At 71.0% G+C, this 22,367-nt stretch carries 27 protein-coding genes; 13 read left to right on the plus strand and 14 right to left on the minus strand.

What is annotated here, in order from left to right; translation table 11 throughout:
* The first annotated feature begins 136 nt into the window (after positions 1 to 136).
* Positions 137 to 1,225: a helix-turn-helix domain-containing protein gene (locus tag ACIP5O_RS11265; RefSeq protein ID WP_401291369.1), complete on the plus strand. Its 1,089-nt coding sequence runs from the start codon at positions 137 to 139 to the stop codon at positions 1,223 to 1,225.
* A 21-nt stretch (positions 1,226 to 1,246) separates the two neighbouring features.
* Positions 1,247 to 1,852, plus strand: coding sequence for an HD family hydrolase (locus tag ACIP5O_RS11270; protein ID WP_401291371.1), 606 nt, complete (start codon positions 1,247 to 1,249; stop codon positions 1,850 to 1,852).
* 125 nt (positions 1,853 to 1,977) lie between these two features.
* Here ACIP5O_RS11270 and ACIP5O_RS11275 read toward each other — a convergent pair whose 3' ends face one another.
* The 14 genes from ACIP5O_RS11275 to ACIP5O_RS11340 form a co-directional block, all read right to left on the minus strand.
* On the minus strand, positions 1,978 to 3,279 hold the full coding sequence (locus tag ACIP5O_RS11275) for a M14 family zinc carboxypeptidase (protein ID WP_401291374.1): 1,302 nt from the start codon (positions 3,277 to 3,279) through the stop codon (positions 1,978 to 1,980).
* 2 nt (positions 3,280 to 3,281) lie between these two features.
* Positions 3,282 to 3,620, minus strand: a complete 339-nt coding sequence (locus tag ACIP5O_RS11280) for a hypothetical protein (protein ID WP_401291376.1) — start codon at positions 3,618 to 3,620, stop codon at positions 3,282 to 3,284.
* Complete coding sequence (locus ACIP5O_RS11285; protein WP_401291379.1) at positions 3,617 to 4,543, minus strand: hypothetical protein; 927 nt, start codon at positions 4,541 to 4,543, stop codon at positions 3,617 to 3,619. The genes ACIP5O_RS11280 and ACIP5O_RS11285 overlap by 4 nt, the downstream gene beginning before the upstream one ends.
* Positions 4,540 to 6,417, minus strand: a complete 1,878-nt coding sequence (locus tag ACIP5O_RS11290; RefSeq protein WP_401291947.1) for a glycoside hydrolase family 15 protein — start codon at positions 6,415 to 6,417, stop codon at positions 4,540 to 4,542. The genes ACIP5O_RS11285 and ACIP5O_RS11290 overlap by 4 nt, the downstream gene beginning before the upstream one ends.
* 5 nt (positions 6,418 to 6,422) lie before the next feature.
* Positions 6,423 to 6,617, minus strand: coding sequence for a DUF5999 family protein (locus ACIP5O_RS11295; protein ID WP_401291381.1), 195 nt, complete (start codon positions 6,615 to 6,617; stop codon positions 6,423 to 6,425).
* Positions 6,618 to 6,685: 68 nt separating this feature from the next.
* The gene (locus ACIP5O_RS11300; protein WP_401291383.1) at positions 6,686 to 7,477 is read right to left on the minus strand and encodes a hypothetical protein; all 792 of its coding nucleotides are present in this window, start codon (positions 7,475 to 7,477) and stop codon (positions 6,686 to 6,688) included.
* Complete coding sequence (locus ACIP5O_RS11305) at positions 7,474 to 8,046, minus strand: hypothetical protein (RefSeq protein WP_401291385.1); 573 nt, start codon at positions 8,044 to 8,046, stop codon at positions 7,474 to 7,476. Before ACIP5O_RS11305 ends, ACIP5O_RS11300 begins: the two co-directional genes overlap by 4 nt.
* Positions 8,047 to 8,261: 215 nt before the next feature.
* Positions 8,262 to 8,981 carry a winged helix-turn-helix domain-containing protein gene (locus tag ACIP5O_RS11310; RefSeq protein WP_401291387.1) on the minus strand — a complete coding sequence of 240 codons (720 nt, stop codon included), beginning with the start codon at positions 8,979 to 8,981 and terminating at the stop codon, positions 8,262 to 8,264.
* Positions 8,978 to 9,145, minus strand: a complete 168-nt coding sequence (locus tag ACIP5O_RS11315) for a hypothetical protein (RefSeq protein ID WP_401291390.1) — start codon at positions 9,143 to 9,145, stop codon at positions 8,978 to 8,980. Before ACIP5O_RS11315 ends, ACIP5O_RS11310 begins: the two co-directional genes overlap by 4 nt.
* Positions 9,146 to 9,418: 273 nt before the next feature.
* The gene (locus ACIP5O_RS11320) at positions 9,419 to 9,886 is read right to left on the minus strand and encodes a DUF6082 family protein (protein ID WP_401291393.1); all 468 of its coding nucleotides are present in this window, start codon (positions 9,884 to 9,886) and stop codon (positions 9,419 to 9,421) included.
* Between the two features lie 57 nt (positions 9,887 to 9,943).
* Positions 9,944 to 10,555: a DUF6624 domain-containing protein gene (locus ACIP5O_RS11325; protein ID WP_401291395.1), complete on the minus strand. Its 612-nt coding sequence runs from the start codon at positions 10,553 to 10,555 to the stop codon at positions 9,944 to 9,946.
* Complete coding sequence (locus tag ACIP5O_RS11330) at positions 10,552 to 11,700, minus strand: GntR family transcriptional regulator (RefSeq protein WP_401291397.1); 1,149 nt, start codon at positions 11,698 to 11,700, stop codon at positions 10,552 to 10,554. The genes ACIP5O_RS11325 and ACIP5O_RS11330 overlap by 4 nt, the downstream gene beginning before the upstream one ends.
* Positions 11,701 to 11,765: 65 nt before the next feature.
* Positions 11,766 to 12,230: a hypothetical protein gene (locus ACIP5O_RS11335; RefSeq protein ID WP_401291400.1), complete on the minus strand. Its 465-nt coding sequence runs from the start codon at positions 12,228 to 12,230 to the stop codon at positions 11,766 to 11,768.
* Entirely contained in the window at positions 12,224 to 12,688 is a 465-nt protein-coding gene (locus tag ACIP5O_RS11340; protein ID WP_401291403.1) for an ATP-binding protein, read from the minus strand. The genes ACIP5O_RS11335 and ACIP5O_RS11340 overlap by 7 nt, the downstream gene beginning before the upstream one ends.
* 280 nt (positions 12,689 to 12,968) lie before the next feature.
* Between ACIP5O_RS11340 and ACIP5O_RS11345 the strand changes: the two genes are divergently transcribed.
* The 11 genes from ACIP5O_RS11345 (at position 12,969) to ACIP5O_RS11395 (ending at position 22,226) form a co-directional block, all read left to right on the plus strand.
* Entirely contained in the window at positions 12,969 to 13,877 is a 909-nt protein-coding gene (locus ACIP5O_RS11345; RefSeq protein ID WP_401291406.1) for a helix-turn-helix domain-containing protein, read from the plus strand.
* A 7-nt stretch (positions 13,878 to 13,884) separates the two neighbouring features.
* Positions 13,885 to 14,073: a DUF397 domain-containing protein gene (locus ACIP5O_RS11350; RefSeq protein ID WP_401291409.1), complete on the plus strand. Its 189-nt coding sequence runs from the start codon at positions 13,885 to 13,887 to the stop codon at positions 14,071 to 14,073.
* Positions 14,074 to 14,238: 165 nt separating this feature from the next.
* Complete coding sequence (locus tag ACIP5O_RS11355; RefSeq protein WP_401291411.1) at positions 14,239 to 15,645, plus strand: helix-turn-helix domain-containing protein; 1,407 nt, start codon at positions 14,239 to 14,241, stop codon at positions 15,643 to 15,645.
* On the plus strand, positions 15,642 to 16,535 hold the full coding sequence (locus ACIP5O_RS11360) for a phosphotransferase family protein (RefSeq protein WP_401291414.1): 894 nt from the start codon (positions 15,642 to 15,644) through the stop codon (positions 16,533 to 16,535). The genes ACIP5O_RS11355 and ACIP5O_RS11360 overlap by 4 nt, the downstream gene beginning before the upstream one ends.
* 621 nt (positions 16,536 to 17,156) lie before the next feature.
* Positions 17,157 to 17,369: a hypothetical protein gene (locus tag ACIP5O_RS11365; protein WP_401291416.1), complete on the plus strand. Its 213-nt coding sequence runs from the start codon at positions 17,157 to 17,159 to the stop codon at positions 17,367 to 17,369.
* A gap of 177 nt (positions 17,370 to 17,546) precedes the next feature.
* Positions 17,547 to 17,828, plus strand: coding sequence for a helix-turn-helix transcriptional regulator (locus tag ACIP5O_RS11370; protein ID WP_401291418.1), 282 nt, complete (start codon positions 17,547 to 17,549; stop codon positions 17,826 to 17,828).
* Positions 17,829 to 18,020: 192 nt separating this feature from the next.
* Positions 18,021 to 19,112, plus strand: coding sequence for a tyrosine-type recombinase/integrase (locus ACIP5O_RS11375; protein ID WP_401291420.1), 1,092 nt, complete (start codon positions 18,021 to 18,023; stop codon positions 19,110 to 19,112).
* A 110-nt stretch (positions 19,113 to 19,222) separates the two neighbouring features.
* Entirely contained in the window at positions 19,223 to 20,104 is an 882-nt protein-coding gene (locus ACIP5O_RS11380; RefSeq protein WP_401291422.1) for a HipA family kinase, read from the plus strand.
* Positions 20,101 to 20,484, plus strand: coding sequence for a DUF3037 domain-containing protein (locus ACIP5O_RS11385; RefSeq protein ID WP_401291425.1), 384 nt, complete (start codon positions 20,101 to 20,103; stop codon positions 20,482 to 20,484). Before ACIP5O_RS11380 ends, ACIP5O_RS11385 begins: the two co-directional genes overlap by 4 nt.
* 178 nt (positions 20,485 to 20,662) lie before the next feature.
* Positions 20,663 to 21,424: a 3-oxoacyl-ACP reductase FabG gene (gene fabG, locus ACIP5O_RS11390; RefSeq protein ID WP_365547623.1), complete on the plus strand. Its 762-nt coding sequence runs from the start codon at positions 20,663 to 20,665 to the stop codon at positions 21,422 to 21,424.
* A 34-nt stretch (positions 21,425 to 21,458) separates the two neighbouring features.
* Positions 21,459 to 22,226, plus strand: coding sequence for an SDR family oxidoreductase (locus ACIP5O_RS11395; RefSeq protein ID WP_356544968.1), 768 nt, complete (start codon positions 21,459 to 21,461; stop codon positions 22,224 to 22,226).
* Positions 22,227 to 22,367: the final 141 nt, after the last annotated feature.

A 22,367-nucleotide genomic window follows, 5' to 3' on the forward strand; every position in this document is an offset into this window, starting at 1 on the left:
CATCGGCCGATGCTTCGAACCGCTACGGCGGTTCGGCTCGCCGAACTAGCCTAGGAAGAGCGCAATTTGAAAAAGACTCACTCCTGGTACGGGTTTGCCCCTGCGGGCACAGCCGGGACGATCGGAAAGGACCGCCATGGGGAGCGGGGGCCGGACCGGCATCGGCGTGGTCTCGGGGTTCGTCCTTCGGATGCTGCGCGAGAGCATCCCCCTCCCGCAGACCGCTCTGGCCGAGCGTCTGGGCATCGACCTCGGTACCGTCCAGGGCTGGGAGAGCGGACGCCGGCCGCTCGGCAACATCCGCGCGATGGACCTGCTGCAGCTGCGCCGGACCTTGGCGCCCCTGGGCGCTGACGGATCCCTGCTCGGTTGGCTGGACGCCGCGATGGACGCCGACCGGATCCTCACCGCCGTGCTGCACCCCTCGGCCGACCCCGCCGACCACCCGCTGGCGGGCTGGGTTCAGTCCCGCGAGACGGCGCACCTGGTCGCCTGGGCGGTACGTGGCATCATCCCGCCCGCCCTGCAGCCGCACGCCAACCGCCGGCGCCGCGGCCCGGCCCCTGCCGGCCCCCAGCTCTCGGCCGCCGACCGGGCAGCCTTCTTCGCCCAGCTTCGCCGGACCACGGAAAGCGCCGGTCGAGCAGGGGAACGAGGACTGCTCCTGCGCCGCCAGAGCCTCTACCTCGCCTCCTACGACCCAGCCCCCGACGCCGAGGACTGGGCCGAGCAGGCGCTGCGCACCATGCGCCCGGCCCTGGCACTGCGCGCCTACACGCCGCGGTGGATCGAGGCCCGCACCGCCGCGACGGTCGCCGCCCGCCGGGGCGACCCCGTGCCCCTGTACGACTTCGTCGACGCCCTGGCCGTCGACCAGCACAGTGAGCTCGCCAACCTCGCCTACTGGGCCTACTGGCTGGGCTCCATGCCATCCACCCAGCCGGACGACGACTTCCTCCACAGGCCGGACCCGACCGCGTGGAATCCGCCCCACCTGTTCCAGCAGCTGGCCGGCTCGCTCCACGACGCGCCCGGCACCGTCGACCTGTACGTGCACTCCCTCCACACCCTGCTCCGCCTCCACCCCTGGCTTCCGCTCGCCGATCCCGCCTCCGCCCGGCACCTGAGGGAGCGCGCCGTCGAACTGCTTGACGCGAGGGCCCTGTCGCCGGTATCGCGCCACGACATCGAATCGGTCCACTACCTTCTCCAGCAGACGAACTGACGCACCGCCAGGAGCCATCACGTGCCCGAGCACACGCCCACCGACGCCGAGACCGCCGCAACAGCCGCCCTTCTTTTCGAGGCCGGGGCCCTGCGCAACCAGCCGCGCACCGGCTGGCCCTACGACGGCGTCCCCCTCTCCGCCACCGAGACCGTCGCCGAGCACAGCCACCGCACCACCGTCATCGGCGTCGCACTGGCCGCGATGGAAGGCGCCGACCCCGCCCGCACCGCCCTGCTGTGCACGCTCCACGACCTTCACGAGACCCGCATCGGCGACCAGACGCCGGTCACCCGCCGCTACGTCACGACCGCCGACCCCCGGAAGGTGACAGCCGACCAAGTGGCCGGGGCCCACCCGGCCTTCGGAGACGCGGTGACAGCGGCCGTCGAGGAGTTCGAAGCCGGAGAGACCCTCGAAGCCAGGTGCGCCCGTGACGCCGACAAACTGGACTGCCTCTATCGCGCCTTGGAGTACCGGGCGACCGGCTACCGCACCGACGGCAAGATCGAAAGGTGTCACGCCGCGTTGAAGACCGACTCCGCCCGCAGCCTCGCGGACGCCGCCACCGCGATGGAACCAGCCCAGTGGCAGCACGCGCTGCCCGGTGCACCAGCCGTTCACTGAGCTTCGCTGAACGGCTGCAATACCCCCGGCACCCTTTCCCGGCAGACACCGGGCGAGCGCGCGCCACAGCATCCCCGGGGGCGGCAAGAGGACAAGCACGCCGATGGCCATCACGGTGCGGCGGGTCACGCCCGGCCCTCCGGTCCAGGGACATGAGGAGGCGCTGCTGAAAGCAGTCCCGCCGTGGCCAGGACCATCTCGGCCTGGTAGCCGGCCGTACGCGGCAGCGGCACGGGCCGGGGCCGGAGGGTCTTTTCCGCCCGGTGGCACCAGGAGAGAAGGACGGCCTCGGTCTTCGCGCGCAGGGCCTGGAGCTGTTCGCACTCCGGGGCGGCGGCGAGGAGCTGGTCAGCGTGCCGCAGGAGCATGCCCGCGGCGCGTGCCGGGACGAGGAGGACGAGGTCCTGGTCCCGGCCGGCCTCGGGGTTCTCCTGGATCTGCCGGATCATCAGGAGGGTGATCGAGCGGATCTCCTTCGAGGAGGCCAGGAACACGGTGTCCTCTTCCGAGACCGCCGCGTACTCGGTGATGAGGTCGCCGAGCACGCAGCGGGCGTCTTCGAGGACGCCGACGGCCTCCTGGGGGGAGAGCCTGATGGGGGCGGAAGCCCACATCGGGACCTCCGGGAAGAGGCCGAGGCCGCCGTGCCGGGCGGTGTAGTGGGCGCTGCTGGATCCGGCCGGGTCCCACTCGCGGTCGTCGCTCCCGCCGGGGGGACCGTCCGTCTCGGCGGGGGCAGGAGGTGCCAGGAGGTATGCGCCTGCTCCGAAGGAGGGCAGGCCGATGCAGTCCGACGGGGTCTCCTCGACACGCAGGCCGTACCGGGCCGCCAGAACTGCCATGATCTGGGGGAGGGCGGGTTCGGCGCGGGAGGCCATCGCCCACACGCCGCCGGTGTCGCTTCCGTGCAGCGAGACGGTCAGTGCCGGCCGCACGTCGTCGATCACCCTCATGAGGGCGAGTGTCTCGGGCAGGGTCGCGTCGAAGGCGGGGGTGGGGAAGGTCCACTCGGGCTGAGCGGCGGCCACGGGCCGGTACATGCCGCGGTGGTACGGCTCCAGCGTCGGCGGCCAGGTCGTCGACCACCAGTCCTGGTTGGCGGCGACGCCGTCGGGGTCGGCGCATCCCACGAGGTGCCAGGAGACCTTCTCCCGGGCCTGGGGGTGCTCGGCGAGGTACCGGGCGAGCGCCGGGATCACCGCGAGCCCGATCGGCTCGTTCGGGTGCGGGGCGCCGATGACGAGGACCTGCTTGGGGCCGCCGGGCAGGGTCAGCAGGGTCATGGGGCGGCCGGCGCGGGAGCGGCCGATCTCGCGGAGGGTGCAGACGGCCGGGTGTTCGGCGGCGGTCTTCGCCAGCTCCCGGTCCAGCTCCTCCAGCGTGGGCGGCCGGTCGCCGATGTAGGGGGCGAACGGATCGGGGGTCACGATCAGCCCTTCCCGCGGAGGGTGCCGCCGGTCAGCGGAACGTCCTGGGGGGCGGGCCGCGGCGCGTCGGGCTCGTAGCGGTAGGTGCGGGTGCTGGTGCCTGCCGTGGCGTTGGCCGCGTCGTGCTGCGGCTGCTCTTCGGCGTGCGGCTCCAGGTCCGGCACGGACGCGGCGGCGAGCCCGCGAGGGCTGCCGATCTCGTCGGCGACCAGGCTTCCGGTCAGGGCGAGACCGGCGGCGTTCATCCCGAGGAGCATGAGGCCGGGCACGGTTTCGAGGAGATCGAGGGCGGACCACCCGCCTCTGAGGGCGGGAACGGGTAAGCGTGCCTTGCGGATCATGGCAGTTGCTCCTTTCCGGGAGCGGGGTGGATGCCGGGAAGGAGTTCCCAGAAGGCGGCCAGGGCGATGAGGTGCGGGTCGCTGCGGGCGCCGCACCGCTCACGCAGCTCGTCGACGCGGTCGAGGAACGGGCCGGCGGGCCGCAGTTCGTCGGGAAGGCCGTCGTCCGTGGCGAGGCCGGCGAGGACGCGCAGGACGGCGAGGTCGGTCTCGGCGAGGTCCGGGGCGAGCATCGACACCGGAGGCGGAGAGACGTGGCCGCCCGCGAGCAGGGCGGCGGCCCTGCGGGCGGCGGTCGGGGCGCCGAAGCGGCGGCCGATCCAGGTCAGGTGCCGGCGGACGATCCCGACCGGCAGGCCCAGCTCCTCGGCGATCTGCGCGTCCGACGCCCCGGTGAGCAGCAGCCGTCCGACGTCCCGCTGGGCCGGGGTGAGCGGGCGCGGCGTGGACGGGGCGGCTGCGCGGACCGGCGCCGCCGCGGTGCCCGGCGGTTCGGCCGGCCCGGGAGCACCGCCGGCGGTCAGGAGCCGGGGGTCGCGCAGCACGCGGTGCAGGTCGGCGGGCGAGGTGGAGCCCAGGCCGGGGGGAACGGCCCAGTGGACGTCCAGGCCGCCGGTCGTGGTCAGCGGGGGGATGCCTATGGACCGGCCCTTCGGCATGACCCGCACGCCGGGGGGCCAGTCGGCCGGGAGGACGGAGTGGGACGGCAGGAGGAAGTGCCAGGTCTTCGTGGTTTTGTTGGCGAGGACGGGGCCGGTGCGCAGCCCCAGCGCGGTCAGCGCCGGACGGGCGAGGTCGGCCGGGACGCGGATCGCGGTGAAGTCCTCGCCGCAGCGGACGGGCAGGGTCTGGCTGCTGTCCGGCATCCAGTGCGGCAGGTCCCAGCGGCTCAGCACCGGACGCGGTCGGGTCCTGGTCGTCACGACTCCGCTCCCGCCGGCTCGGGGATGCCGCAGGCGTCGAGGGCCGTGATTTCGGCGGTCGCGTCGAGGTGGGCGATGTGGCTGAACGCCTGCGGGAAGTTGCCGAGCTGGCGGCCGGTGGCGGGGTCGTACTCCTCGGCGAGCAGGCCGAGCCCGTTGCGGACGGCGAGCAGGCTGGCCAGGGCGGTGCGGGCGTCGTCGGGCCGGCCGATCGCGGCGAGGGCCTCGGACAGCCACCCGGTGCAGATCAGGAACCGGCCCTCTTCACCGGCGAATCCGTCGGGTCCGACCTCGCCGGCGTGGGTCCGGTAGCGCAGGAGGAACCCGTCGTCGGTGCCCAGCTCGCGCTGGACCGCCTCGACGGTGCCGATGAAGCGCTTGTCGTCGGCGGGCAGGAAGCCGGAGAGCAGGCCGTGCAGGAGCGAGGCGTCCACCTTGCGCGACCCGTAGGACTGGGTGAAGGAGCCGAGGTCGGAGTCGTAGCCGTGCTTGTACACCTCGGCGTGTATCTTGTCGCGCAGCGCCCGGAACCGGTCCAGCGGGCCGTCGGCGTGGCCGGCCTCGATGGTGCGGACGGCCCGGTCGACGGTCGCCCAGGCCATCATCTTGGAGTGGGTGAAGTGCTGTTCGGGCCCCCGCATCTCCCAGATGCCCGAATCCGGCCGGTGCCAGACCTGCTCCAGCTCGGTGGCGAGGGCGACGACGAGGGCACCGAGACGCCGGGCCCAGCTGCCGTCCGCCAGGGCGAGCTCGTGGAGCTCCATGGCGAGGTCGCCGTAGACGTCGACCTGGAGCTGGTCCGCGGCGGCGTTGCCGATACGGACCGGCTTCGATCCCTCGTACCCCGGCAGCCAGTCCAGTTCCCGCTCGGGAAGCTCCGTCTCGCCGCCGACACCGAACATGATCTGCAGGCGGCCGGCGCGGGCGGCGGCCTGCCCCGCCCACATTGCCCAGGAGACCGCCTCGCGCAGGTATCCGTACCGGCGGAGGGTGCCGGCGGCGAAGGCGCCGTCGCGCAGCCAGCCGAAGCGGTAGTCGAAGTTGCGGGTGCCGCCGATCTCCTCCGGCAGGGAGGTGGTCGGGGCGGCCACGATCGCGCCCGTCGGGGCGTAGATCAGGGCGCCCAGGGTGAGCAGGGAGCGGACGACCGCCTCGCGGTCCGGGCCGGTGTAGGTGCAGCGGGCCGCCCACGCTTCCCAGAAGTCGAGGGTGAAGGCCAGCAGGGCGTCGTCGACGGGGACGGGCGGCGGGCTGTCCACGCCCTCCCGCCAGGAGAGCCCGAAGGCGACCGTCTCGCCCGCGGTGACGGTGAAGTCCGCGACGAGATCGGCGCCTTCGGCGCGTACGTGGGCGTCGGCGTCGAGCCACAGCCGGGCGTCTTCGCCCTGGGGGAGGTCGATGGCGTGCCGGCGGTCGAAGGCGGCGATCCGGGGCACGGTGCGTCCGTAGTCCGGGCGGGCCCGCAGCAGCGACCGCATGGCCACCGCCCCGGTCACGCCGGTCACGATCCGCACCAGGCGCGGGGACCCGCCGCCGGGCACCATGAAGTCGCGGACGGTGGCCGTGCCGCTGTCGCAGGCCCACGTGGTCTCCAGGACGAGGGTGTTGCCCACGTACCGGCGGCCCGAGCCCGGGATAGTGGTGCCGTCCATGAGGCAGGCGGGTGCGATCTGCCAGAAGCCGTGTTCCTCGGTGCCCAGGAGGCTCGCGAAGACGGCGGGGGAGTCGAAGCGCGGCATGCACAGCCAGACGACGGTGCCGTCCCGGCGGACCAGGGCGCTGCCCTTCTGGTCGCCCAGCAGTCCGTGGTCCTCGATCCGCGGGCCGGCGGCGAGCGCGGGGGCAGCGGTGTGCTGGCGGGGGATGTAGGGCAGGGCGGTCACGCGGCCACCGCCGTCGTGGGGCGGTGCGGGGCGATGATCCGGCCGTCGGGCAGCAGCTCGCCGGTGTCCTCGAAGAGCAGGACACCGTTGCACAGCAGGGTCCAGCCCTGCTCGGGGTGGCTCGCGACGGACACGGCCGCCTCCCGGTCGGCGGAGTCGGCGGTGGGGCAGGCGGGTTGGTGCTGGCACATGAGGCAGTCCTTGAACGAGAAGGAGCAGGGAAGGGGACGGAGGCGAGCGAGGCCGGACGCGGCCGGGGTCAGGCGGACCGGAGGCGATCGGGGCTGAGGACCGGGTCGGCGGCAAAGCCGTGCCGCGGCTGGGCCGCCGCGTCCCGCCGGCCCCAGCTCACGCGGTACGGCAGGCCGGGCCGCGAGGGCTTCACGATCCACAGGGGGGCGTAGCCCTCGCGGTCGGCGAGGAAGCGGGCGGCGACGAGCGCTTCCTCGCCGTCGGCGATGTCGAGGTGCCGGGTGGGGGAGCGCCCGGTGGCCGGTGCCGCCAGGCGGTAGCCGCTGAGCAGGGGCACGATCAGCCCCCGCCCGGTCTCCGGCAGGCGCGGGCGCTGGGCGTGCAGGGCGGCGAGGTCGGCGGCGAACGGGCTGGGGCCGAGGATCTGCCGCTGCCAGGCGTGCCGGATCAGCGAAGGCCGCGTCGTGGCCGTGAGCCTGGCGGAGGTCCTCTCCATCAGGTAGGTCGCCTGGTAGGAGGTCATTGCCCGCCGGCGTGCGTAGGCGGTGAGGGTCTTGCCTGCGGCGAGCGCCCGGATCAGGTCGAACGCGTCCGCGTCTAGGAGGAGCGGGTGGAGCAGCGGGGGCGGTGGCACAGCGCCGCAGGCGTAGCCGTGGTGGACGAGCTGCGGCCGGACCACGGCCTCCAGACCGAAGCGCCGGGCGATCTGGTTGAGGCGGTACCGCACGCGCGCGACGGTTCCCAGCCCGAGCCGGGCCACCACTTCCGGGTCCCTGTGGCCGTCGGCGATCAGCTCCAGGACCTGCCGTTCCAGGGGCGGCAGAGAAGCCGTGACGAGCGAGGGCGTGAGGGCGGTCATGCCGCTCCCGCCGAGGTCTCGTCTATGGCGGGGCTCTGCTGGAGACCGGGAGCACTCGCGCGGGCGCCGGCGTCCAGGACGACGGCGCTCCCGCTGGCGCGGATCTCCACCAGCTTCCTTTCGGCCAGGTCCGCGAGCGCCAGGTCGACGTACACGGCCGGCACCCGCAGGCGCCTGGCCAGCGATCTGCGGGGAACCCGTGCGGCGGGCTTCAGAGCCCCTGCCTGGATGAGCCGGTCGATCTCCTTGGCGACCGACCCGACCGAGGGGCAGGGGGCGAGCGTCTCGCGCAGCGCCCGCAGCATCTCCCGGCCCTGGGCGACGAGGACGCATGCCTGGGCGTAGGTGCCCCGGATGGAGTGCTCGGGAGGGGTGAGCGCCGCGATCCACACGTCCCACCGGGCCCGGTCGGCCGGCGAGTCCGTCGTGTCGCGCCGGGTCCGGGCCAGGCTGAGCCACGGCTGCGTCGAGGTGTAGACGCGGCGGAAGGCACCCTCGATGGCCTCCGCCGGCCAGTCGGTGCGCCGGCCGGTCACCGGCCGCAGCGCGTCGATGTCGGCTGTCAGCATGGTCGCCGTCCGTACGACGGACGGGTCCGCCGGTCGGCGGAGAGAGAGAAGAGGCACGGTCACTCCGAAGTCGAGAACGGGGAGGCGGCGCGGTAGACGAGGACGTCGGCGGTCTCGTCGGGGTCCGGCCGCCGCGGGCTTCTTCTGCCTGAGCCGGACGCTCAACCCGGCCAGGCCGAGCGTCAGCAGGGCGACGATCACGGTGAAGACGTCGGTCACGGCTCACCCCCCGCTCGTGCGGCGGAGCCGACGAGAACGTGGAGCGTGCGCTCGACGACGTCGGGGTACTCCGCCCGCGTCCACCCGCCCCGGCGCATCGCCACCCGCAGGTCGGCCAGGAGAAGAGCCTCCCGGGCTTCCCGCGACGGATCGAGGACGTACGTCCCGGGCGTCTCGGACGTCTGGTTCGGGCGCAGCAGGCCCTCCAGCCTCAGCTGGACCAAGGCCAGCTGGACCGTCGTGCGTGACGTGTCGAGTTCCACGGCGAGAGCCTGCTGGGACGGCATCCGCTCGCCGGGCTGGTAGGTGTGGTCGGTGAGCCGCTGCCGGATCGCCTCCACGACCAGGTCGGTCGCGGTGCCGGCGCGGTGCGGCGGCTGGCCTGCGGGCCCGAGGGCCCGCACACCGGGAAACCCGTCGAGCGCGACCAGGCCCTCGTCACGCAGGACACGGGTCACGGCCGTGGCCATGAGCTGGGTCTCGCCGAAGCGGGTCCGCAGGCCGGCCTGGGTGCGTACCGTCCCGGGCCGCCAGACGCCCGAGCGCAGCTCCTCGCGGAGGGTGAGGAGCATCGGCAGGTCGGGACCCGCACCTGCTCCGCGGGCGCGGGAGAGCTGCGGCGCGCCGACCCCTGCCTGGTCGGGACCGGGCAGGCCGGGGGCCGCTGCGGGGAGCGCCGGGGCGGCGCTCCGGCGGATCGTCGAAGAGGCCCTCATGGGCTGGCTCCCTTCTGGTCGTCTTGGGCGTGCTCGTCGTCGTGGGGCAGTGGCGCTGCTCCTGTGTTGCCGGGGCGCCGGCCCGGCAGGCGGGGCACGATCTCCACGAGGAAGAGAGCCGCGCCGCAGAACGTGGCGACGAACGCCGCCCCCCACCAGGTCATCGGTTTCCTCCGCGTCTGCCGGCCGCTGCCGCACCAAGCGGTCGGCCAGGGCACCGCCCCACTCCCGGGGGGCATATCTGGATGAAAGGGGTGCTCTTGGGGTGCGAGATGCCGTACGCCCAGGCCCCTCGGCGTTGCTGAGGGGGAGGGCCGGCCGCGAACTCCCCCACGGAAGTGCGGCCGGGGCGCGGACGGGTGCGCCACCCCCCTCGGATGAGGAAGGCCCCGGTTCAGGTCCGCGCTGTCAGGACGGCGCGGGACGTCCCCTCGGCGTCAGGCGGCAACGGGCTGGTTCTCGCGCCCGGCCCGTCCGGCTTCGTCCGCGGCCCTGTCCAGGGTGTCGTGGAGGCGTTCGGCTCGCGGGTCTCCTGTCGCCTCCTCGGCGCGCAGGTGCCCGAACTTCTCCCAGTACCGCCGGGCCATCTCGTTGCCCATGATCATCGAGGCGTAGAGGCGGAGCTGGTGCTTGCTCACGAGGCCGAGCCGGTCGCGCAGGCTGAGGGTGCAGAGCATGTGGTTGGCGGACATCAGCCCCATGTACTCCTCGGGCTCCATGCCGGCGGGCGCCCACTTCGCCGCCACGCCGGGGTCCGTGAAGACCTTCTCCAGCCAGTCCAGCTGGTTGCGCGTGAGGGCGATGTCGACCCGTTCCCGCTGGTGCTTCGCCTCCTGGCGCAGACGGGCCACGCCGACGCCGGCCACAGCCGCGCCCGCGAGCAGTACCGCAGTACCGATCCTCATCGGACAGTCCTTTCGATCAGAGGGTGTGGGTGATGTCGCCCGGGGCGGCAGCGGTGGTCATGCCGCGCCCACGAGAACAGAGGGCGTCGCCGCGCCGAAGCACGGGGCCGCAGTCAGGCGGTCGCGCAGCCTCCCCAGTGCGAGGCCGGCGGGCGGGAGTCCCACCGCGGCCCGGCGCGCGTCGAGGTCGACGGCCGGTTCGGACACCGTCTGCCGCTCGGGCCCGTCGGGGCCGAGGCGGTACTGGGTGCCGTAGAGCTGCGGCAGGTCGGCGTTGACGAGACACCGGTCGTAGAGGTGAGCCCACTGCCGCAGAGAGGCGGCGCCCCGGCCCACGGCCTCGTGCATCAGCCGGGAGGCGAGCCGCTGGATGTCGGCCCGGGTGTCGGCGCGAAGGGCAAGTCGCCACGCGGCCCGCGCGCCTTCCTCGCCGACGAGCGGCACGCCAGGCCATCCGTAGTCCGCCACGGCCCGTGCCAGGAACGCAGAGTTGACGTGATCCATGTGGCGGCCGGCGCCGACCAGCTGGTCGGCCGGCTGCATCCGGGCCAGCCGGGCCCAGTGCTCGTCAGCCCTCTCCGCCCGGGCGATCAGCTCGCGCGCGAGGTAGGGGTGCATCGGGGCGGTACTCATCGCGCTCCGGGGCTGGGGCAGGCGGTCGGTGCTCACGCGGCATCCCCCGCGAGGTCGAGGACGTCCAGGACGGCGGTGGCCACGCACGCCAGACGCCAGACCTCGATCTCCCGCTCCGCCGGCCAGTCGTGCAGCGCGGCGGTGACGGTGTACCCGAGGACGGCGTGTGCGTCCGGGTCGCCCGGGTGCCGGCGGGCGGCGAGCGGGAGCAGGTCCGCAGCGGCGGCGACCAGGCTCTGGCGCACCTCCCGCAGCGATTCGGCGTCGGGGGCCGAGCGGCGGTGCTGCCAGGTCTTGGCCCGGCGGCAGCTCTTGCGGAGGCCGGCACGATCGAGATTCGTACCGGACGGCGCCGCACTGCGCAGCCGCCCGACCAAGTCCTCCAGCGTGGGCGGCCCGCTCACCGGGACCGGCGGCACCGGGCGGACCACCGCTCGCCTGCTGGTCTGGACGGAGAGGTACCCCTCCTCGTGCAGCCGGTGCAAGGCCCGGCTGACGATCGACCTCTCGGCGGCGAGGAGCCGGGACAGATCCTGCTGGCCGGGCAGGGACGACATCAGGGGATAGACGCCGGTGGACACCAGTGCGCGCAGCAGGTCGGCCGCGATGGTGACCTGGTCACACGCCTTCCTGCCCGCCACCAGGACTTGGTCCGAGTGCCGGACCATGACCAGGCCGTCGGCCGCGAGGTCCTGGAGAGCGAGGTCCACACGCGTTCCGGAGGCCGAAGTCAGTCCGGCGTCCGCCAGGATCCGAAGACGCGACAGCAGGGTTCCGGGAGGAAGGACGCCGTCGGCAATGCCTCTGCGCACGCGGTCCGCGATCTCGCGCACGCTCGGCCCCGGCAAGAACGCCTCCACCAGCTCCCGCAACAGGCGCCTCGCAGCCAAGTTCGCCGTCACGAAGTCGGCTTCGGAGCTGGCGCTCACCTCGTCGATGAGGCTCCGCCAGCGGGCCTGATCGGCAGGCGAGCCCTCCGCGGCCTGCAGACGCCCCTCGGCGACCGGCAGCCAGGGCGCCGCCAGCCGCAGCACGCCCTCCGTGTCGCCTCCGGACACCGTGTCGTACTGCTTCCCGAGCCGCCCCAGCGCCGCCAGATCCGACCGGAGCCGGATGAGCGTCGGATCGCCGACCGGCTCGGCGCTCTGCGGGTCGGGGGCGGCTTCGAAGTCGGCGGTCATGATGCTCCGGCAACGGGACGAGAGGAAGGAACGGGCTGTGTGGACGACCACGGGGAGAGGAGGCGTCATGAGGTGTCACTCCTCACCAGGTCCAAGAGGTCCAGGAGCACCTGGGCGTAACGGCGCAGGTAGCCGACCGCGTCATCGCCCTCGGGCATGCCCTGGTGGAGCGCACGCGCCTGCGCGATCAGCCGGGTCGGAACAGGCCGGACCCTGACCGTCGCTCGGTTGATGGCCGGCTCGGTCGCACGCCTGAGCTGGAAGCCGATCCAGGCCACGTCCTCCTCGGAGAGCGCGCCCGCCTTCAGCACGACCTCCTCGCGGCGCCGGGGCCGGAAGGGGAGACGGTCCAGCAGGGCACCGGTCACGGACGGCGCTGCCAGGGGCGCCGGCGCGTGGCAGGGATCCATGACCGCGTCGATGGCGGCGAGCAGGTCCTCCTCGTCGTCCGGCGGGTCGTCCGCCACGGACCGCGCGAGCGAGGTCCGGAGCCACTGCAGAGTGGTCTCGTCCTTGCGCGCGATCAGCATGCCCGCTCCTGGGGGCGAGTCGTAAGGCGAGCCCAAGTGGTGCGGTTCTTGTCGCTGACACCCCAGTCTTTGGCCAGCCTCGTCACCAGGAGAAGACCTCGGCTCCCCGTCTCCGCTGCCCCTGCGGTCTTGAGACGGGCCGGCTTCGAGGCCCCGTCGGTGACCTCGACCACCAGCTCGTCGCCGCAGTGCTCGATGTGCAGCCCGACGACCTCCTCGGCGCTGCCCTCACCGCCGTGCAGGACCGCGTTCGTCACCAGCTCGGACACGACGACGAGCGCGTCAGCCGCCACCGCCGCAGGGATGCCACCCCACCGTGCCATCGCTTCCGCCGCGACCTGCCGCGACGTTCGGACGCACGCCGGCGAGCTGGGCAGGGAGACGGCGACGGCGTTCCGGAGCGGTGCCAGGCGAGAGGAAGGACGTTCAGGGGTCCGGAGGGTGTGCTCATGTGCCATGGGGGGCTCCTCAGGCGTACGAGGCGACGGACTGCTCGGGGAACGTGCATGTGCGGGAAGGGCGCCGCATCACAGCGTCAGCAGGGGTGCGAACGGCCGGTTACTTGGTGGCGCGACTGGAGTATGTCGCCGCCCGGCATGCCGTGAAACTCTCACGGTGAGAGTGTCCGCATGAGCGGATCATGCATATGCCGCTGCCGAAACCGTGCCGTGTACCTTGCCTTGTGGCCGCCCCGTACGAGCGGGAAGGATGGCGGCACTCGCGTAAGGGGAGTACGCCATGCTGACACCGACAGGGCCAGCCGCCTCGGCTGATGTCCCCGGGTGGGAAGGTCCGACCACCCGCCTTCGCCTGCTCGGCATCCGTCTGGCAGCCCTCCGGAAGCAGTCTGGACTGTCCGGGGAAGAAGCCGGGGCCGGAGTAGGGATCTCCAAGGCCACGCTGAGCCGGTACGAGCGCGCGAAGACCAAGGTGCGGTGGCCGCTCGTAGATCAGCTCTGCAGGCTCTACGGGGCATCGGACGAGGAGCGCCTGGAGCTGGTCGACCTGGCCAAGAACAGCCAGGACACCGGCGGATGGTGGATGGACCGCGGTGATCTACCGGAGCACATGCGGCTTCTGCTGGCCCTGGAAGATGAGGCGACCCACATCCGCCAGCTCGCCGGCGGAGTGATCCCCGGCCTGCTGCAGACGATGGACTACGCCAAGTCCATCAAGACGACTCCAGGTTGGTCCTTGCCGGAGGACGACCTGGGGGACCGCCTGAGCCTGCGGATGCGGCGGCAGCAGATCCTTGACCGAGACGTGCCGCCCCGGTACGAGGTGTTCCTCGACGAGGCCGTGCTATGGCGCAATGTCGGCAGCCACGAGGTGATGGCGGCCCAGATGTCGCAGCTCCTGAAGCGCGGCAGCCAGGACACCATCGCGATCCAGGTCCTCCCCTTCGAAGGCGGGGTCTACAGCGCGGGACTCGGCAGCCACGTGATCTACGGTGGATTCGGTGGGCCCGCCCTCGATGTCGTCTTTCTGGAGCACCAGACCGGCGGCGTCTTCCTGGAACACACCGAAGCGCTTGAGGAGTACGCAGGCGGCCATGCCTACCTGCGCCAGGAGGCGCTTGACCCATCCGCATCGGCGGCCCTCATCGCCGAGGCGCGTGATCGATTCCTGCATCTCGCAAGTAAGTAGAGGACACGTGGAAGACCAGCTCGAATACTTCACCAGCTCCTACAGCGGCTCGCCTAACAATGAGTGCGTGGAGTGCGCGTTCGCGGGGGACGGCCTCCGAGTGCGTGACTCCAAGCGGCCCAACAGCGGCACGCTCAGCCTGGGCCACGACGCATGGGCGGCCTTCACCGCTGCGGTGGACCAGGGCACGATCTGACCCCTGCCCGCCTGTGCCGGCCCGGCGCCTCCCTGGGAGGAGCCGGGCTTCGTCGTACCCACGGCCTTCCTGCCCGGGTGAGTGGAGTCTGGCGGTTTCGCCGAACTCGAAGCCCAGAGTGGGGTATTCAAAGAATCTGTCCATGCGGACAAGCCTCTTGTCCGCATGGAGAAGCTGAAAGGGGGAGCCATGGCACAGAAGCCGGTACTGCTGGACGAGAACCAATCGGCGCGAGCCTGGTGGGGCAAGGAACTTCGGAACTGGCGCCGAGTGCGGCACCTCTCCTCCAAGGCCCTAGGCGAGCTGGTGCAGCTCAGCGCCACGTACGTAGAGCGAATTGAGAAGAACCAGAGGCGGTGCACCGCACAGTTGGCGGCCAAGTTCGATGTCGCGCTCGACGCCGGCGGCGCCTTAACACGACTGTGGCGGTACGTCGAACAAGAGGAGCGACAAGAGGACTCCCATGCGGACAAGGACGTGACCCTCCCCGCCATGGGCGGCATGGAAGACTGGCTCTCGGGCAGGGTGGGAGGGATCCCGGTCGCCTACCTAGAGAGGATGTCTGCAGTGGACCGCCGCAAGCTGATGACCTTACTCGGGGGCCTCGGCGTTGCAGCCACAGCCCTGCCCACTGGGCCGCCCCGTCCGCGACAGGTTCGCGCGGAGGACATCCAACAGGTCCGGGCCGCCTCCACCACCCTGTCCCGGTGGGACGCTCGGTTCGGTGGAGACGGACTCGTCCAGAGTGCCGCCGAAGGGGAGATGGCCAGAGCGCGCGCTCTTCTGGAGCTGAGTTGCCCCCCATCGCTTAGGCAGGACCTGTTCACGGACGTCGGCCGGCTGGCGATTGTGCTCGGCGCTGCGGCGTTTGACCGGCTCCAGTACGACGAGGCTGCCGCGCTCCTGGAGCTGGGGCGCCAGTGCGCCGAGGAAGCTGACGCCTGGAGCCTGCGGGCCAGCGCTCTCAACTGGCACGCGAGGCAGGAGATCTGGCGCGGTCGACCGGAGAAGGGCCTCACGCTCGCGGAAGTGGGCCTGGTGCGGTCCGATCGACTTACTCCGCGCGAGCAAGCAATGCTCCACAACGCCAGGGCGCGGGCTTTGGCCAAGATGAAGCAAGCCAAGGAGGCCCGTGCGGCAATCGGCCTGTCCGATGACATCTTGGCCCGGGCTAAGAGCCTCAGGGAGGAGGCTCCCTGGATGCTCTTCTACGACCACGCCCAGCACCTGGGCGACACGGGGCACGCACTTTTCGATGTGGCAATGCTCGCGGGAGACAGGACCGCCGTCGAACTGGCGAGGCACCGGTTGGAGGGCGCAGTCGAAGGCCACACCCCGGAATTCGCTCGGTCCCGCGCACTCTCCGGGACCAAGCTTGCGACGTTGCTGATGTCGACTGGCGAGCCGGATCGCGCTGTGGCGGTAGCCACCAAAGCCCTCGACGAGGTCGGGCGCCTGCGCTCCCATCGTGCCGCTGCCGACGTCGCCTCCCTCGCGCAGGCCGCCGCCCCCTTCAGCCGGAGGCCGGAGCTCGCCGAGCTCCGAGCCAGGATCGGTACCGTACTGGCATGACCACAGCCGACATCGAGCTGTCTCGGACGGTACTCGCGGAGGCCGTGGCGGCGAGAGGTTTCTCTGCCCGGGGCGCCACGCTCATCCGGTTGGGCGAGAACGCACTGTGGAGGCTCGCCTCCGATGTCGTCGTCAGGATCGCCAGGCCCGGTCAGGACGAGGCCGCTGCTCGCGAAGTCGCCGTGGCGCGATGGTTGGCTTCGGCCGGCGTGCCCACGGTCGAACCTCTCGCGATAGACCAGCCGGTGATCGTGAGCGGTCGAGCGGCCACCTTCTGGGAACTCCTTCCTCCGCATGAGGCTGGCACGGAGGCAGACCTCGCCAGCCTCTTGGCCCAGCTTCACTGCCTTCCCCTCCCCAGCTTCGCGATCGGCCGGCTCAACCCGTTCGTCCGGATCGAGGAGCGGCTCGCCGCCTCCCGCGCCGTGGCTGAGGAAGATCGTGCCTGGCTGCTGAATCGTCTCCGCGAGCTCGAAGGCCAATGGCGGAACCTGCCCGACGGCCGAGGGGACTGCGTGGTCCACGGCGACGCCTGGACGGGGAACTGCGCGGTGATCGAGACGCCGACGCCACGGGCTGTCCTCCTCGACTACGAACGCACATCCATCGGCCCCCCGGAATGGGACCTCACGTCGACCGCCATCGAGGCCGACACCTTCGGGAGCCTATCCATCGACCGATACCGGGCGTACTGCGATCAGTACGGGTACGACGTCATGGACTGGCCCGGCTACCCGACCCTCCGCGGAATCCGTGAGCTCCGGCTCGTGACCTTCGCCCTGCAGATCGCGGACCTCGATCCGTCGGCGAGGGCCGAAGCGCAGGTCAGGGTTGATTGCCTACGAGGGCGAAAGGGACCGCGGCCCTGGGGCTGGCGCGCTGTTGGATGAGCAAGCCCTTACGGCCGGGGCGCGTCCGTCTGTGACATGACCCTCGAAGTCGGTGCGCTCCTCCTGAGGCCGGGCTCCCTGAAGGACGAGATCGTCCGCGAGGACGCCCGTCGCATGCTGGCCGCCGCGCGCGTTCGCGGAGCTGGAGGGCCGCTCGATCGCCGCTCTCGCCCGCGACCACGGCGTCAGCCGCGACGCCATCCCCATCCGCAGCACAGTCCCCCGCGGGCAGCGTCGGCCAGGGCCGCGCACGCCTCGGTCAGGGGCCCTGCTGGAGACCGGGAGTGCTTCGGGTTGTGGAGGATGAGCCAAGGGCGTCTTTGTGTGTAATTAGGGAATCTCCGATTCGATCTGACTGGTCATTCGCTCACGGCAGACAGGAGTCCCGGCGGAAGGACTGGAGTAAAACGCATCCGCATGTCAACCTACACACCTACCGATTTATCCGCGACTAACTCGCGGCCTCATCTTTTAGGAGCTTCCCTGTCTCGATCCCTTCGATATGCATCTCCAGTCCTCTTTGCTGTGGGGGCAATGAATGCTGCTACGGCATCGCTGCAAGGTGACCTTGTCGGCGTCTCAACCGCCCTATGTCTTTGCCTCTGTGCCGCTGGGATTTTCGTGGCTGCCCAGAAGCAGCAGGATCTTTTGCTCGGCCAGAAGGTCCTCGCATGGGTGGCAAATCACCCCGAAGTGACGGCTGGCCAGGTGGCGAGAGCTGTTGGCTGCTCGACGCGGGCAGCCCAGATCAGCCTTGAGTGGTTGGCGAAGGAAAGCTACTTGTCCCGTCGTCAACTTCACGATGGTGTTCGGCGATACAGCCTCGCGACCTGATGGGGTGCTGAGTGCGGGGCGCAATATAGCGGACGATCCCCGGTTTCCGAAACCGGGGATCCTGCGGATCATTAATGTGTTCGCAGGTGGCTGCACTTGGCGGTGGAGCATCGCGAACGTATCCCCGTCCAGTAAAGGCAGTGGAGAAAACTTGCCGGCATGTCCGCGAGGAGCCTCATGAAGGTACCCCAACCCTCCCCTCACGCTTCGCCAGGAGAGGCATTTCTGCGAGTCGACGAGGCTGCAGAGTATCTGGGGCTGTCGCCCCATACCCTCTACGTTTGGCGCCACCGCAGAAAGGGGCCGCCGAGCTTCCGAATGGGGCCCCGCGGCCGGGTCATGTATCGGCGGACAGCCCTCGACGCCTGGATCCATGAGCAGGAACGTGCAGATTCCCGTTCCAATCTTGCTTTGAGCCCACTGGCTGCATCTCCGCAGCGACGTAACCCCGATGCATGACGTCTTGAATATCATCACGCTTTTGCGTCATTTCGAAAGGAAACTAAGCTGGCCGGCTACATCGAGGACCGTTGGATCAAGAAGAAGAAGGACCCAACCACCGGGAGGAGGGAGAAGACCCCGCGCTACGGGAAGGGGAAGCGGTATAAGGTCGCCGGCATCCCGGGCGTCCGGGATCGTTCCTTCGAGACCTTGGAGGACGCCAAGGCATGGCTTCGCCGGGCAGCGACGGACGAAGAGCGAGGTGAGTTCGTGGACCCGCGCGACGGGTCCATCACGCTGGCCGAGTACATCGAGACGCACTGGGCGCCAGGGCGCGGAGGTGCTCCGAAGACCCAGGACAGTCAGGAGCGCAGATGGCGTCTCCACATTGTCCCGCACCTGGGCCGGCTTCCGCTGAGAAGTATTGTCGCAACGGATCTGCGGGCGTTCATATCCAAGTTGGAGTCTACGGTCTCGTCGGTCGACTATCAGCGTGGCATCCTCTCCGAACTCTCCTCCATCCTGGAAGCGGCCGTCGACGACAGGCGCCTCGCGCGCAATCCCATGCACGCGAAATCTGTGCGGTGGCCCAAGTCGCCCCGAGAGCGGCGCGACGCGTGGCCGATGGACACCGCACTGCGAGTCCGGGATGCCATCAGCGAGCGGAACAGGATCGCTGTCGTGGTCGGTCTGGGGTGCGGGCTTCGCCAGGGCGAGGTGTTCGGGCTGAGCCCGGAGGACATTGACTATGAACGCGGCATGCTTCACGTTCGGCGCCAGGTGCAGGCAATTCACGGAAAGCTCTACTTCGCCCTGCCAAAGGGGAAGAAGATCCGAACGGTGGATCTGCCTCCTTCGGTAGCGGAAGAGTTGAGGCGTCACATTGCAGGTTTTCCGCCAGTAGAGGTGGAGCTGCCGTGGGGGAAGCCTGAAGGGGAGAGGAAGAAGTTCTCCCTGCTGCTCACCACACGCTTCGGTAACGCTGTGGCGGTGAACACGTGGAACACCTACACCTGGAAGCCCGCCTTGGCCAAGGCGGGCGTCATCCCGCCACGTGCCGAGGGGTCGAAGCCCTGGCAGTGGGCGGCGGCCCCGAAGGACGGATTCCACGTGCTTCGGCACACCTACGCCTCGATCATGTTGGAAGCCGGAGAGTCCGTCGTGACCCTGGCTCGGTGGCTCGGACACTCCTCGCCTGCGATCACTCTCGGTTACTATGCTCACTTCATGCCGGAGGCCGGCAGCAAGGGACGCGGCACCATCGACGGTCTGCTTGGGGAGCGCGGGGGAGCAGCTTGCTAGCCGAAACTCCCCAGATTCTCCCCAGCGCTGTTGCGCCGTGATCCCTGCCTCTGCGCTCCGGAGAAGTCTTCCGTGGATTGCAAGGTTGAAGAGATGGGTGGCCTGGGAAAGTGTTGCAAGAGGTCGTAGCGACCCGCTATGTCACGCCCTTGCGTGAGGGCGGCTCGCTCCCCGGGATCGTCGAGGCCGACGATCTCGGCACGTACGTCATGAAGTTCACCGGCGCGGGGCAGGGGCGCAAGACCCTGGTCGCCGAGGTGATCTGCGGGCAGCTCGCCCGCCGGCTCGGGCTGCGGGTGCCCGAGCTCGTCACCCTCCAGCTCGATCCCGTCATCGGGCTCTCCGAACCCGACCAGGAGGTGCAGGAGCTGCTCAAGGCGAGCGGGGGGCTCAACCTGGGCATGGACTTCCTGCCGGGGTCGCTGGGCTTCGACCCGCTGGCGTACGAGGTGGACCCGGCCGAGGCGGGAAGGGTCGTCTGGTTCGACGCGGTCGTCAACAACGTCGACCGGTCCTGGCGCAACCCGAACATGCTCGTCTGGCACGGCGACCTGTGGCTCATCGACCACGGCGCCACCATGATCTGGCACCACAACTGGCCGGGGGCCGCCGCCTCCGCCGCCAAGCCGTACGACGCCTCCGACCACGCGCTCGCCCCCTTCGCGCCCGACGTCGCCGCCGCGGCCGCCGAGCTCGCGCCGCTCGTCACCCGCGAGCTCCTCGACGAGGTCGCCGCCGACGTGCCCGACGAGTGGCTCCTCGACGAGCCCGGCTTCACGGGCGCGGACGAGGTGCGCGCCGCCTACGTCGAGGCGCTGCTGCCCCGCGCCGCCACCATCCACGAGCGGATCACGCTCGGACCGCGCACCGAGAACCGGACCCAGCGGCCGCCCGGCTGGCTCGCCGAACGCCTCGCGCCCCGGCCCCGCCCCGCCGACGAGACCGCAGAGAAGCCCACCGACAAGCCCGCCGAGAAGGACAGCACCACGTGAGCGACCGCGACGTCTTCGAGTACGCGCTGCTGCGCGTGGTGCCGCGGATCGAGCGCGGCGAGTGCTTCAACGCGGGCGTGGTCGTCTACTGCCGCGCCCGCTCCTTCGTGGCCGCCCGCACGCACCTGGACGAGGCCAGGCTGGCGGCGCTCGACCCGGCGGCCGACGTGACCGGGGTGCGGGCGGCCCTCCGTGCCGTCGAGGGGGTCTGCCTCGGCGGGGACGCGGCCGGGCAGGCCGCGCGCGACGACGCGGGGCGCCGCTTCCGCTGGCTGATCGCGCCGCGCTCCACGGTCGTGCAGCCGGGACCCGTGCACACGGGCCTCACCGCCGACCCCGAGGCCGAGGTGGAACGCCTGCTCGATCTCCTCGTGCGCTGAGCGTCCGTCCCCGGACGGAGGGTGACCAGGTGCACCCGGTGGGCCGTTGACACCGGGTGCCAGGGCTTCTAGCGTCTCGTCTGCGGACGATACTAAGCGGTCGCTCATGTGCGGGACGCAGGAGCGGACGACGGTCCGGCCGCCACCAGGGACGATCCAAGGGCGAGGAGAACCAAGCATGTCCACCACCGAGCAGCGCGTAGCCGTCGTCACGGGTGCCGCACGGGGCATCGGCGCGGCCACCGCGATCCGCCTCGCGGCCGAGGGCCGCGCCGTCGCCGTACTCGACCTCGACGAGGCGGCCTGCAAGGACACCGTCGAGAAGATCACGGCCGCGGGCGGCACCGCCCTCGCGGTCGGCTGCGACGTCTCCGACGGCGCCCAGGTGGAGGCCGCCGTGGCGCGCGTCGCCGCCGAGCTCGGAGCGCCGACGATCCTCGTCAACAACGCGGGCGTGCTCCGCGACAACCTGCTCTTCAAGATGTCCGAGTCGGACTGGGACCTCGTCATGAACGTGCACCTCAAGGGTGCCTTCCTGATGGCGAAGGCCTGTCAGAAGCACATGGTGGACGCGGGCTTCGGCCGGATCGTCTCCCTCTCCTCCTCCTCGGCCCTCGGCAACCGCGGCCAGGCCAACTACTCGGCCGTCAAGGCCGGCCTGCAGGGCTTCACCAAGACCCTCGCCAAGGAGCTGGGCAAGTTCGGCGTCACCGCCAACGCCGTCGCCCCGGGCTTCATCGTCACCGAGATGACCGCGCAGACCGCCGAGCGCGTCGGCATGGGCTTCGAGGAGTTCCAGGCCGCCGCCGCCTCCATGATCCCGGTGCAGCGGGTCGGCCGCCCCGAGGACGTCGCGAACGCGATCGCGTTCTTCACGGGCGACGACGCCGGCTTCGTCTCCGGCCAGGTCATGTACGTGGCCGGCGGCCCCCTCAACTGACGACCGGCAGCGACACGAGCAGGAGGAGACGGACATGAGCACGCAGGAACCGCCGGAGCCGTCCGGCAAGGTCGCCCTGGTCACCGGGGCGAGCCGCGGCATCGGCTACGGCATCGCCGAGGCGCTGGTCGCCCGCGGCGACCGGGTCGTCATCACCGGGCGCGGCGAGGAGGCCCTCAAGGAGGCCGTGGAGCGCCTCGGCGCGGACCGGGCGATCGGCGTCCCCGGCAAGGCCCACGACGAGGCCCACCAGGCCGCCGCCGTCGAGGCGGCGATGGACGGCTTCGGCCGGGTGGACTTCCTGATCAACAACGCCGGCACGAATCCGGTCTTCGGCCCCATCGCGGACCTGGACCTCAATGTGGCCCGCAAGGTCTTCGAGACGAATGTGGTCTCCGCGCTCGGTTTCGCCCAGCGGACCTGGCACGCCTGGCAGAAGCACAACGGCGGCGCGATCGTGAACATCGCCTCGATCGCCGGCGTATCCGCCTCGCCCTTCATCGGGGCGTACGGAATGAGCAAGGCCGCGATGGTCAATCTGACCCTTCAGCTCGCGCACGAATTCGCGCCGGTCGTCCGGGTCAACGCAATCGCCCCGGCCGTTGTCAAGACGAAATTCGCGCAGGCGCTCTACGAGGGCCGCGAGGCGGAGGCCGCCGCCTCCTATCCGCTCGGCCGGCTCGGCGAGCCGGCCGACATCGGCGGCGCGGCGGCCTTCCTCACCTCCTCCCAGTCGGAGTGGATCACCGGCCAGACGCTCGTCGTCGACGGCGGGATTTTCCTGAACGCCGGAGTCGGGTGACCGATAACCGGACACTTTCCGGAATTCGTGTCCGGATTGACCCCGGTTCTGCCTCGAATGACTCAAGTGCCCCGTCGGGCTCGAACATTGACCTGACGGGGTGCTGCGGTATCGTCGGCCGACCCATGGCTGAACGAGGAG

It is taken from the genome of Streptomyces sp. NPDC088915 (assembly GCF_044749825.1).
Lineage (GTDB): Bacteria > Actinomycetota > Actinomycetes > Streptomycetales > Streptomycetaceae > Streptomyces.